The organism is Leptospira kemamanensis (genome assembly GCF_004769665.1).
Taxonomy (GTDB): domain Bacteria; phylum Spirochaetota; class Leptospiria; order Leptospirales; family Leptospiraceae; genus Leptospira_A; species Leptospira_A kemamanensis.
In genome coordinates, this window is the sequence record NZ_RQGG01000036.1 from 214,834 (window position 1) to 227,330 (window position 12,497).

11 protein-coding genes are annotated in these 12,497 nt (G+C 39.7%); 10 read left to right on the forward strand and 1 reads right to left on the reverse strand.

Annotation, left to right across the window (positions count from 1 at the left end; all coding sequences use genetic code 11):
- Nucleotide 1: 1 nt before the first annotated feature.
- On the reverse strand, nt 2-2,554 hold the full coding sequence (locus EHQ59_RS13825; RefSeq protein ID WP_135620223.1) for a [protein-PII] uridylyltransferase family protein: 2,553 nt from the start codon (nt 2,552-2,554) through the stop codon (nt 2-4).
- Between the two features lie 30 nt (nt 2,555-2,584).
- Between EHQ59_RS13825 and EHQ59_RS13830 the strand changes: the two genes are divergently transcribed.
- The 10 genes from EHQ59_RS13830 to EHQ59_RS13875 all read left to right on the forward strand — a co-directional run bounded on the left by EHQ59_RS13830 (nt 2,585) and on the right by EHQ59_RS13875 (nt 12,437).
- On the forward strand, nt 2,585-3,055 hold the full coding sequence (locus EHQ59_RS13830; protein ID WP_135620224.1) for a hypothetical protein: 471 nt from the start codon (nt 2,585-2,587) through the stop codon (nt 3,053-3,055).
- A gap of 106 nt (nt 3,056-3,161) precedes the next feature.
- Nucleotides 3,162-4,337 (forward strand): glycoside hydrolase family 172 protein, encoded by a 1,176-nt coding sequence (locus EHQ59_RS13835; RefSeq protein WP_341867151.1) that lies wholly within the window; start codon nt 3,162-3,164, stop codon nt 4,335-4,337.
- A complete protein-coding gene (locus EHQ59_RS13840; protein WP_135620225.1) occupies nt 4,330-5,244 on the forward strand; it encodes a sensor domain-containing diguanylate cyclase in 915 nt (304 codons plus the stop codon). The genes EHQ59_RS13835 and EHQ59_RS13840 overlap by 8 nt, the downstream gene beginning before the upstream one ends.
- Before the next feature lie 145 nt (nt 5,245-5,389).
- The gene (gene hrcA / locus EHQ59_RS13845) at nt 5,390-6,421 is read left to right on the forward strand and encodes a heat-inducible transcriptional repressor HrcA (protein WP_135620226.1); all 1,032 of its coding nucleotides are present in this window, start codon (nt 5,390-5,392) and stop codon (nt 6,419-6,421) included.
- 11 nt (nt 6,422-6,432) lie between these two features.
- Nucleotides 6,433-7,005: a nucleotide exchange factor GrpE gene (gene grpE, locus EHQ59_RS13850; protein ID WP_135620227.1), complete on the forward strand. Its 573-nt coding sequence runs from the start codon at nt 6,433-6,435 to the stop codon at nt 7,003-7,005.
- A gap of 23 nt (nt 7,006-7,028) precedes the next feature.
- Nucleotides 7,029-8,963: a molecular chaperone DnaK gene (dnaK, locus tag EHQ59_RS13855; RefSeq protein ID WP_135620228.1), complete on the forward strand. Its 1,935-nt coding sequence runs from the start codon at nt 7,029-7,031 to the stop codon at nt 8,961-8,963.
- Nucleotides 8,964-8,985: 22 nt separating this feature from the next.
- Nucleotides 8,986-10,110 carry a molecular chaperone DnaJ gene (dnaJ, locus tag EHQ59_RS13860; protein ID WP_135620229.1) on the forward strand — a complete coding sequence of 375 codons (1,125 nt, stop codon included), beginning with the start codon at nt 8,986-8,988 and terminating at the stop codon, nt 10,108-10,110.
- Nucleotides 10,111-10,134: 24 nt separating this feature from the next.
- Nucleotides 10,135-11,097, forward strand: coding sequence for a Gfo/Idh/MocA family protein (locus EHQ59_RS13865; protein ID WP_135620230.1), 963 nt, complete (start codon nt 10,135-10,137; stop codon nt 11,095-11,097).
- Nucleotides 11,097-11,663, forward strand: a complete 567-nt coding sequence (locus tag EHQ59_RS13870; RefSeq protein ID WP_135620231.1) for a YqgE/AlgH family protein — start codon at nt 11,097-11,099, stop codon at nt 11,661-11,663. Before EHQ59_RS13865 ends, EHQ59_RS13870 begins: the two co-directional genes overlap by 1 nt.
- A gap of 24 nt (nt 11,664-11,687) precedes the next feature.
- Nucleotides 11,688-12,437 carry an SDR family NAD(P)-dependent oxidoreductase gene (locus EHQ59_RS13875; protein WP_135620232.1) on the forward strand — a complete coding sequence of 250 codons (750 nt, stop codon included), beginning with the start codon at nt 11,688-11,690 and terminating at the stop codon, nt 12,435-12,437.
- Nucleotides 12,438-12,497 lie beyond the last annotated feature (60 nt).

Consider the following 12,497-nt stretch of genomic DNA (forward strand, 5'->3'; position numbering starts at 1 on the left):
ATTAAAAACTAATCTCCATAATACCTTGGTTTTCTTTAACTCTTGCGACTGAGAGAATTTTTTCTTTGATCGCAAGTAGAAGGCCAGTATCTTCTATTTTTTTACCATTTTTAGTTTGGATGTGAAAGGAGTCATATGCAAAATCAGCACTCGTTGAGATTCTAACAAAGATTACTTCCAATTCAAAATCAATTAATGTTTTTAAGATACGATAGACTAACCCGATTGAGTCGGGAACTCTCACTTCTAAAACGGAATATGTTTCGGATAAATCATTCGCAAACTTCACAAGTTCTTCTACCATGCCATCTGGGATTTGAGGTAAGGTTTTCCAAATATTCGTTGTGGATGCTAAATCTTCAATATTGATATTTCCTTCCATACACTGTCCAAGTGTGGATTCAATTTCGTTAATTTGGGTTTCGGCAATTTCACCACTTCCATACTCATCCGTGATTTGTGCTTGTAAGATCAAATGTTCGTTTTTCGTGCGAAAGAGTCGTAATCCTACTAAATTTAAACCCAATGAGGAAATAATTCCAGAAAGATACAATAACATTCGTTTATCGGCATTGGCAAAAATAGATAGAGTTACAAAAGCAGGTTCTTTTTCGGAGATCAATCGGAAACTAGATCCAGACTGCATCCATTCATGTAACAAAACAAAATGTTGGTAAACCCTTCGTGGTGTATTGTAATTTAGATAAGAATTTGGACGAATTTGCATTCCAAAGGAAACAATTTGTTCTGTTTGTTCGGTAGTGAGTCCTTCTTTTTCGACAAGATACGTTTCTAATGTAGTTTCGATTCTATCTTGTGTATCGGAAAGATTCGATTTGTTTTGCAAATGGGTGAGTGTTGAGGTAAATAAAAAATGTAAAATTTCCTTTTTCCAATTGGTAAGGACTGCTTGCCCAACGGATTTTGTATCAATGATGGTCATTACATATAACAATCGCAAGGTGTTTTCATTGGAAAATTGTTTTGCAAAAGCAGAAATTAAATTAGGATCATAAATATCTCGTTTAGAAGAAAGTTCTGACATCACGATATGTTCTGCTACCAAAAATCGTAAGAGTTCTGTATCTTCTTCAGACAAACGGAATCGTTCGGCAATGATAAGGGCAAGTTCGGCTCCGTATTGGCAATGGTCCCCTTCCTTTACTTTTCCAGCGTCATGGATGAGGATGGCTAAAGCTAAAATTTCAATTTTTTCACAAGAATTGAATACTTCTTGGACTTGTGGGTCTTCCCAAAGATCGGCAATCAGGACATCTAACTCACGTAAGATGAGTAATGTGTGTTCGTCTACCGTATATTGGTGGTGGTAACTAAAAAGGGGAAAGTTGGTACAAGCTCCGAATTCAGGAATGAGTTTTCCGAGTACGTTACATTCGTGCATGAGAGTCAGTGTATGCCCAATCCGTTTTTTATGGCGTAACATTCCTAAAAATCTATCTAACACTGATTTTTGATTTTTAAAATCATCATCTAAGAAATGAGAAGCAAATCGAATTTCGTTTAAATCAATACGAGAAGGTTCTTCTTCGTTTGTTTGTGACTCTGCAAAAAACTGAATGATGTCATCATACAAAGTGTCTGGATTGGAGAGTTCTTTGTGGATCCGCTTTTTGTTTAGATTTGTTTTTTCATCCAAATAGGTTCCGATGTAAAAGTACACATCCTTTTGTGCTTTGTAAAACTGACTCATAAACCGTTCCAAGGTTTTGATTTCGTTTTTAGGACCAAATCCTAAAAATTCAGCCACCTCTGCTTGCAAACCCAAATCCAAACGATCATTTTTTCGACCACTGATGATATGAAGTGCTGACCTTGTCAGGAGTAAAAAATCATAGGCTGACAAAAGGGTTAAACTATCACCGATGAGATAAAAATCAAAAATACCTCCGTCAGCACTATCTGTGAGTGGATTTGTTTTTTCGATCCAATACATTTGTTGGATATCACGAAGGCCTAAGGGATCGTTTTTGATATTGGGTTCAGAAAGTAAAATTGGATTATATGAATTGATGATCCTTTCTCTCAGATAGGAAAGTTTCCATTCATTGTATTCTTTGATGGTTTTCTCTGGAATTTTTCCGAGAAAATCGGTTTTGAATTTTTGAAAGAGGACTTCGGATCCAACAAGATAACGGGCATCTAAAACGGCATGGTAGGTTTCAATTTGGTTTAAGTATAAAAACGATTCTTTGATCGTACGACAACTATGTCCCACTTCCTTATCATTGTTATATAGGAAGGTGTTGATTTTGGAAATGATTTCACTTAAGATTTTGTCAGAGAGTTTTCCATCGTGAAGGTATAATAAATCAATATCGGAATAGGGAGCAAGTTCCCTTCTTCCATATCCTCCAACGGCGATGAGACAAAGGTGGTCTTTGATGGGAATTCCATTGGACACTTCTAGAAAGACCTGTCGTAAGGAATCGTCGACAAGGTTACTCAACTGACGGGTAAACAACCTTCCAGAAGAGACTGTTTTGGCTTTTGGAAAGGTCCGTTGCAGTTTTGCCTTGAGTTCTGATTTCATCATGTAAAGATTACCTTATTGGACAACTTTAACATGAATCCGAAGATTAAAATCACAATTCAGTTTATTTTCAGCCATCTTTTGGCTTATCTCCTCGTTTCCATACCTTACTTTCAATTGGTGATGAAAGGGTATTATGAAGGTGAGTCTGCGGTATTCCCTTTGTTTTTAGTGACCTCTGTTGATGGAGCGGCGTGGACAAGAGCAATGACTTGGCTTTTCCCGGCACTCGTCTTCCAAGCAATCCTTCTTGTGAGTTTTTTACATCTCATTTGGGATTGGTTCCGAGAACAGACTTTCGGTAAACAAATGTTAGTACTCGTTTGGATGCGGACGGTAATTGGTGGACTTGCCTCGATTTCTCCATCTGTGGGAAGTGTGGAAGGAATGGTATTTATGATTTCTGAAATTACCATTTCCATTCACATTTACGTTCTATTTGAAATCTTCCTACAATCACTTGTCCAGGCTGGAATTTTCCTTTGGTTCGTGAGAAAGGCATAGGAAGGAAGTAGTAGTGAATTGTTTTCCTTGTAACAAAGAAGGTTTGATGCAAAACCAAATGAAAAACCAGACCAAATTCCAAACCCTAATTTCGTTTTTGAAGCAAATGTTGTTTCCTTTGACTCTCTTCTCTTTGACGATTGTATGTTTCACATCACAAATGTTTGCTGACGGATGGGAGAACACCATTTGGAAAGAAAAAACCTATCAAAACAAACGAATCTCAAGTGCGGATCCCACAAATGGCAATGATGATTTTATCAAAATTCCTAAAAAGAAAACCATCACTATTGCCGAAATCAAAGGACGAGGCATCATCAAACACATTTGGATGACCTTGGCAAGTAAAGACCCCATGGCGCGTAAAAATGCCGTGATTCGGATGTATTGGGACAATCATGAACATCCGTCCGTAGAAGTTCCGTTAGGCGAATTTTTTGGACAAGGTTGGGGAGAAGAATACATAGTGAATTCTTTGCCTCTCGTGGCGGCACCAAAAAAAGGAAAGTCGATGAATTCTTATTTTCCGATGCCATTTGAATCAGGTGCGAAAATTCAAATTGAAAACGAGTCGGAAGAAGACATCAGTAATTTTTATTTTTACATTGATTATGAAGAATGGAAATCTCCACTCGAATCGCAGTTACGATTCCATTCTCAATGGAGCCGAAGTATCACCAAGCCGAACACTTCGAACCAAAGAGAAAATGAATGGTCTTTATTCGGAGAAATGGAGAAAACCAAATTTCAAAAAGAAAACTTTTTCTCAGTTCTCGAAACAGAAGGAAAAGGTCAATTTATTGGGCTTAATTTGTATGTAGACTCTCCTACACCATTGTGGTATGGCGAAGGTGATGACTTAATTTTTATTGATGGCAACCAAACGACCGCTACACTAAAAGGAACAGGAACCGAAGATGTATTTAATACAGCTTGGTCACCCAAAGAAGTGTTTATGCATCCCTATTTTGGATATCCCAGGGTATCGGATTCGATTGGTTGGTTGGGAAGAACTCATTTGTATCGTTTTTGGGTAGAATCCCCTATTCGTTTTGAAAAAAATTTCCTATTCTTACTGGAACATGGTCATGCAAATTCCTTGACCTTAGATTTGATTTCTGTTGCTTATTGGTATCAGAGTCTGAATCCAAAACCAATGAAGGTTTTGCCGAAAAAAGAAATGAGGGTGAACCAACCTGAGATCAATTTTCGTCACATCCATAAGTGGCGGGATTCATTCCGAAGTGAAAAAGGAAATGGGGAAATTTGGGGAAATGAATGAATTTAATACCGAACTGGCAAAGGAAATAGTTTCCCAATCCATTGATGCGATTGTCGTTTTAGACACGGATCAAAAGATTTTATTTAGTAACGTAGCCTTACAATCATTAACTGGTTATACAAAAGAAGAATTATTTCAAAAGTCATTTTCGTTTTTATTTCCTCCCAATGAAAAAGGGGAACAATCTTCGATCGAAGCGTTTGTGAGTTCCAATGAAGCTCATTACATTGCAGGATTTTTAAAGGAATTAGAACTCATCACCAAACCAAAAGGCACTATTCCAGTGGAAATTCGTGCGTTTACCATCCACAAAGAGAACAACGCGTACTATGCTGCCATCATCCGTGATGTGAGAGAACGAAGACGCCTTGAAGAACAAAAAAATGTACTCATCAATAGTTTGAAACGTTTGGCTTTTATGGATGAACTGACGATGCTTCCAAACCGACGTTCTTTTGCAGATTCATTACAAAAAACCATCGCCACCGTCAAACGCCGTAACCGTGAGTCAGTGCTTGCGGTAATGGATATTGATCATTTTAAAGTGATCAATGATACCTACGGCCATGACATCGGTGACCTTGTTCTCAAAAAAATGGCCAATATCTTTGTGGATTGCCTACGGGAAGAAGACACGGTCGGAAGGCTAGGGGGAGAGGAATTCGGTTGTATCCTCCCGGATACCACCACTGAAGGTGCCACCATTGTACTCGACCGTCTTCGGGAATCGGTTGCCTCACACCGTTTTTTTATCTTTGATAACTATTATCTGAACGTCACCCTAAGCATTGGGTATACCAAGGTACATCCTCTGCAGAAACCAGAAGAAACGCTGAAATTTGCCGACATTGCGCTTTACCAGGCGAAAAACCAAGGTCGAAACCAAATCCAAGTGTATCCCGTATGAAAAATTTTAGCAGTTTCCCAGAAAGTCTGCTAAAATTCCTAGCTTCGATTAGCATCTTGCTTGACGAAAAAAACCTAAATCCGTAAACTTTAAGCATAGATTAGCACTCTAATGATCAGAGTGCTAAAGGAAGTGCTTGGAGGCTATGGACCTTTCCCCTAGACATCGTTCCATTTTGAAAGCATTGGTTGAGGAGTTTGTTTCAGACAACAAACCTGTCGGCTCTAAAACCCTTTCGGAAAAATACGATATTGGACTATCACCAGCCACCATCCGTTCCTGCCTCGCCGAACTGGAAGACATGGGTTACATTGTAGCTCGTCATACTTCGGGTGGTCGAGTGCCAACGGAACGTGGGTATCGGTTGTATGTGGATAATCTTGTGACGCTCTTTGAGCTCACAATGCGGGAGAAACAAAGGATCCAGGAAGAGTATCTTCGGATGCAATTTCGTTTGGACCAAGTTCTCATTGCAACCTCTAAGGTTTTAGCTTCCCTTTCGCAATCTGCAAGTGTGGTGTTAGGTCCGGAAGGATCACTCGACACATTGAAACATATAGAACTCATCCATGTAAATGGAGGAGAAGTTCTTATGATCCTTGTGATGCGATCAGGAACTGTGCTCAATCGAAATATATTTTTCGATTTTCACATCTCGCAAGAGAGCCTGTATCAAATTTCAAGGTATTTGAATGATAACGTCAAAGGTTTTGATGTTCATGAAATTCAAAGTAATCTGATTCCTCAGATGATGTTGAAAAAAGAAGGCCCAGAAGGATTTTCTTTGTTCGCTCCATCGATTGCGAGAGCAATGGGAACAGATAGTATGTCTGTTGATAACTTGTATATCGATGGATTAAAAAACTTATATGAAAACTTTAAGGATGAAGAGGAACAATTAGAAAACATCCTGCATCTATTTGATGAAAAACAGTTCCTCAAAGAGTTTTTTAGTGATTACGTTCCGATGGATGGTGTTTATACCATTATTGGAAAAGACGGTAATGAAAAGTTAGGTGGTGTTACCATCATCACAACAAATTACCGTATGGGTGAAAAGAGGATCGGTTCTATGGGAATCATAGGTCCTCAGAGGATGAATTACAACAAAGCATTACCTTTGATTGAATTCACTTCGAAGTTAGTTTCAGAAATGATAACGAAATTGAGTAGGTAGTAGGAGGAGAAATGGCAGAAGAAACGAACCAATCCCTGGAAGATCAAAATGTGCAAGTGGAAGAAGGGCAAACCATTTCTGATGAAGCCATTGAACAAGCGGTAGAAGGAGCTGAAAAAGAACTCGATAATGCAAAAAAAGAAATCGAATCTTTAAAGGACTCTTGGCTGAGAGAACGTGCGGAGTTTCAAAACTACAAACGTAGAACAGCTAACGACTTGTTAAATGCAAGAAAAGAATCCATCAAAAAGTTTGCTGAAGGACTCACAAGTGCTTTGGACAACTTGGAACGAGTATCCAATGTTCCAAACCAAACTCCAGAAGTGGTCGCTTTCGTAGAAGGGATCAAGATGGTACAAAAGGAATTTTATTCCGTATTGGAAAAGGAAGGAATCAAACGATTAGATCCGAAAGGAATGCCGTTTGATCCAATGTTAATGGAAGCAATTGCTTCCGAAGAAAGTGCAGAGTATACAGAAGAGACTGTTGTCGAAACTTACCAAGCTGGTTATTACCATGAAGAAGGTGAGATGAAACAATCCATTCGTCCTGCACGTGTGAGAGTGGGAAAACCACAAAGTTAATATAAGTAAGAAGGAGAAAGACTATGTCTAAGGAAAAAATCATAGGTATCGATTTAGGAACCACTAACTCATGTGTGGCGGTAATGGAAGGTGGTGATCCAGTTGTCATTCAAAACTCTGAAGGGGCAAGAACCACTCCTTCGATCGTTGCATTTACAGCCAAGGGTGAAACCATTGTTGGTCAATTTGCAAAAAACCAAGCGATCACAAACGCGGTAAATACGATTCGTTCTGCGAAACGTTTTATTGGCCGTCGTTTTAACGAAGCTGGTGATGAATCAAAAATGGTATCATACAAAGTGATCCGTGCCGGAAATGATGGTGTGAAATTTGAAACCGTTGCTGGTGAATTCACTCCACAAGAAATTGCGGCTCGTGTTCTTCAAAAAATGAAGAAAACGGCGGAAGACTTTCTTGGTCATGAAGTAAAAAAAGCAGTCGTTACAGTTCCTGCTTACTTCAATGACGAACAAAGACAAGCAACTAAAGACGCTGGTCGTATCGCTGGACTTGAAGTAGAACGGATCATCAACGAACCAACTGCTGCGGCTCTTGCATACGGTTTTGATAAGAAAAAAACCAACGCAAAGATCGCTGTATACGACTTAGGTGGTGGAACATTTGACGTTTCGATCCTAGAGCTTGGTGACGGTGTTTTCGAAGTGAAATCTACTAACGGTGATACTCACCTTGGTGGTGACGACTTTGATAACGTGGTCATGCAATGGATGATCGACGAATTCAAAAAACAAACGGGAATTGATATTTCTGGAGATAAAAACACAGTACAACGATTGAAAGAAGCTGCTGAAAAAGCTAAAATCGAGTTGTCTGGAACATCTTCTACTCAAATCAATCTCCCATTCATCACGGCTGATGCGTCTGGTCCAAAACATTTGGATATGACACTCACCAAAGCAAAGTTTGATGAAATCACAAGATCTCTTGTCGAAAGAACTCGTATTCCATGTTTGAATGCATTAAAAGATGCAGGTCTTTCTGCGAGCGAAATTGACGAAGTCATCCTTGTGGGTGGATCCATTCGTATCCCAGCTGTGCAAGCTCTTGTAAAAGAAATTTTTGGGAAAGAACCAAACAAATCTGTGAACCCTGATGAAGTGGTAGCAGTGGGTGCGGCAATCCAAGGTGGAGTTTTAGCTGGTGATGTAACAGATGTATTGTTACTCGATGTCACTCCGCTTTCCCTTGGAATTGAAACACTGGGTGGTGTGATGACAAAACTCATCGAAAGAAACACAACCATTCCTACAAGAAAATCCCAAGTATTCTCTACTGCGGCAGACAACCAAACAACTGTTTCCGTTCACGTATTACAAGGGGAACGAGAAATGGCAAGTGCGAACAGAACTCTCGGTCGTTTTGACTTAGTGGGAATTCCGTCTGCACCACGCGGCGTTCCACAAATCGAAGTGACTTTTGATATCGATGCAAATGGTATCGTTCACGTATCTGCAAAAGATTTGGGAACTGGTAAAGAACAAAAGATTCGTATTGAATCTTCTTCGGGACTCTCTGAAGAAGAAATCAAAAAGATGGTGAAAGATGCAGAAGCTCACGCAGAAGAAGATAAAAAACTTCGCGAAGCTGCTGATACGAAAAACGAATTGGAAGCAATTGTTTACCAATTGGAAAAAACCATCGGTGAATCCGCTGACAAACTCGACGAATCAGAAAAACAAAGAGCTCAGGACGAAATCAAACGCGGCCGTGAAGCAATGGAATCTGGTGACCTCGAACGTATGAAAGCATCAAGAGATTCCATCCAACAAGTTGCGATGCAAATTGGACAAAAAATCTATAGCCAAGCAGGTCCTGAACAAGGAGCTCCTGGTGCAGAAGCTGGTGCGGGTGCAAACCAAAACACAGCTGGTTCCAATGCAGGTGGCGAGAAGGTAGTCGATGCTGATTACACTGTCGTGGATGAAGACAAAAAATAAATAGAGATAAAGAAGTAAAACTATGAGCGACCGTGGTTACTACGAAGTATTAGGCGTTTCGAAAGGTGCCTCTGATGATGAGATCAAGAGCGCCTATCGTAAGTTAGCCATCAAATATCACCCTGATAAAAATAAGGGTGATAAAGAAGCGGAAGAAAAATTCAAAGAGGCTACTGAAGCCTATGAAGTGTTACGCGATCCGCAAAAACGCCAAGCTTATGACCAATTTGGAAAAGCTGGTGTGAACGCAGGTGCAGGAGGAGGGTATGGAGCTGGTGCTTATACCGACTTCTCTGATATCTTTGGAGACTTTGGTGACATCTTCAGTGAATTTTTCGGAGGCGGAGGTGGTGGTAGCCGCGGTGGTGGAAGAAGGTCTGGTCCTCAAAGGGGATCAGATCTCCGTTATAATTTAGAAGTCAGTTTAGAAGATGCTGCTCTTGGAAAAGAGTACAAAATTGAAATCCCTAGACTAGAAACCTGTGTTGATTGTACGGGTACTGGTGCTTCTAAAGGATCTTCTCCAACCGTTTGTCCTGATTGTTCAGGCACAGGCCAAGTGAGAAGGACCCAAGGATTTTTTAGTGTCACAACCACTTGCCCACGTTGTAAAGGAAAAGGGAAAGTCATTTCCAATCCTTGCAAAACTTGTAAAGGCGAGGGTCTAACAGAGAAAAGACGAACCATTCATATCAAAATCCCTGCGGGTGTCGAATCGGGCAGCCGACTCAAAGTTTCTGGGGAAGGGGAATCCGGTCCAAACGGTGGCCCAAGTGGTGATTTATACGTAGTCACTCATATCAAAAAACACCCAACGTTTGAACGCCAAGGAAATGACCTCATCGTTCAAAAATCCATTTCCTTATCCATGGCTTGCCTTGGTGGAGAGATTGAAGTGCCTTCCATTGATGGAAAAACCATCCAATTGAAAATCCCGGAAGGGACGGAAAGTGGACAAATTTTCCGCTTAAAAGGACATGGAATCCCATACCTCGGTTCTTATGGAAAAGGGGACCAACATGTGATCATCAAAGTCGAAATTCCTAAGAAACTTTCTAAAAAACAGAGAGAACTGATGGAAGAATTTGCTCGTGAGTCCGGCGAAAAGGTCGGCAGCGGGGGAAAATCGAAGTTGTTTTTCCGCTAAACCTTTAAAATATTGAGAGCATCTATGGATAAAAAAGTCCGACTCGGAGTCATTGGTACGGGCCATATGGGTCAGTACCACGTAAACGTTGCCAAACAATTAACCGATGCAGAACTCATCGGTATATTTGATGCCAATGCGGAACGTGCCACACAAATTGCTGAAAAACACAAAACAAAAGCATTTGCAACGATTGAAGAATTACTGAAAGTTACCGATGCAATCATCATTGCCGCGCCCACTTTCTTACATCACAAGATCGCAAAACAGGCGCTAACTGAAAAGAAACATGTTTTGGTGGAAAAACCAATTTCCCAAACAGTCGAAGAAGCGAAAGAACTCGTAACTTTAGCAAAACAAAACAAGTTGATTTTGCAAGTGGGTCACGTAGAACGATTTAATGGTGCGGTACTGGAGTTAGGTAAAATAGCCGAACACCCAATCCTCATTGAATCAAGAAGGATCGCTCCTTACAACAGTCGAATCACTGATGTTGGTGTGGTACTGGATATGATGATCCATGATATCGACATCGTACTCAACTTAGTGAAATCAGAAGTGACTGAAGTTAAGGCAGTTGGATCATCCGTTGTATCGAATCACGAAGATATCGCAAGTGTGGTTTTAAAATTTGCGAATGGTTGTGTTGCTTCCCTCAATGCATCTCGTTCTTCCCAAGCAAAAATCAGAACACTTAATATTTCCCAAAAAGATTCCTATGTATTTTTAGATTTCACAAACCAAGAGATTGAACTTCACAGACAAGCAAGTTCAACCACACAACTGGGAAGTGGAGAAATCAAATACAGACAAGAATCGATTGTAGAAAAAATCTTTGTTCACAAAGATAACCCACTCAAACAAGAACACGAACACTTTGTAAAATGTATCAAAGGAGAATCTGATCCGATGGTGAAAGGTGACTCCGATATCAAAACGTTAGAAGTGGCATATCGTATCTTAGAAGAAATTCACGGCAAAAAATAATGACAGATAATCCTGATTCAACTCGTGGGAAGTTACTCATTTCCAATTCTAGTGTGATTCAGGATTTTTTTCATAAATCCGTTGTCCTCATGGTAGACCATGATGATGATGGAGCCTTTGGTTTAGTTTTAAACAAACCTACTGATCAAACCATGGAATCACTCATCAAAAACTTACCAGACACAGTGCATTCCAACAAACCAGTGTATGCTGGTGGACCTGTAGACAATTTATTTGTTTCGATTTTGCACAATGGAAAACAAACCGTTGATCCTGGTGTAGAAGTTGTTCCAGGAATTTATATGGCTCGTAGTTTTGATACGATGTTAGAAGTTTTATCTTCCGATCAAATCCAATTTCGTGTCTTACAAGGTTATGCCGGTTGGTCTTCAGGACAATTGGAAAGTGAATTTGACAGGTTGTCTTGGGTCGTTTCTGATGTAGTAGATGAATCCATTGTTTTTAAAGAAGATGATTCGGAAGTCATCTGGCGAGAAGCGCTAAGAAGCAAAGGTGGAATTTATAAATACTTTGTAGATCATACAAAAGATCCATCCCTTAACTAAATAAAGTATCATCACTCAACAATTATGAAACTTGCTTCCAAAAAAATTGTATTAACCAGTGGTTCTTCTCCTTTAGGAAAAGAATTGTTACCAATTTTACTTGCGGAAGGTGCACTTATTGTTGTGGGTGATACAACACCAGAAGAAGTTCCAAATCATGTCAATTTACAAAAATATAAAATAGATCCATCCAAACCAGACCAAATGGAACGATTGATTGAGTCTGCCATTGAAACCTTAGATAAAATTGATGTTTTTATCATCAACGCGGAAGAGTTTTCCTATGCAGAAGATGAAAAAGAAAATTGGGCAGAACTCAAATATCTTTACCAAACCAATGTTTTAGCACCCATCTTCGCCATTCAAAAATTAACCAATTTGATTTCAGTTGGTCTTCACATAATTGCTGTTAGTTCCGATCTTGGTAAGTATCCCACACCAGGTTTTGGATTGTATGGATCTTCCAAACGAGCGTTTGATTATTTTTGGGATTCCTATCGAAAACAGTCAGGAAAACGATTTCATTTCTCTCGCGTAGTCGCTGATGTTCCAAGGAACTCGAATCCAACTCGTTTGGCTAAAAGAATTCTAAAGGCAATTCTAAGTCCAAAACAGAACCGGTTTGAAAGTTTCAGACAGGGTTTTCGAAATGATTTGATGAAAATTCTGCCTTTTTCCTATTTTTTTCGGACTCTTGCCTATGGATTTCGTTTAAAAGAAGAGAAAAAGAAGAGAATTTCCCAAGTCACACATCCCACTTCTAACGAAGTTTAATCATTCTGTAGGATTCTTACACAACCAAAAATCTTGCTCCCTATGCCTGCTTAAATATTC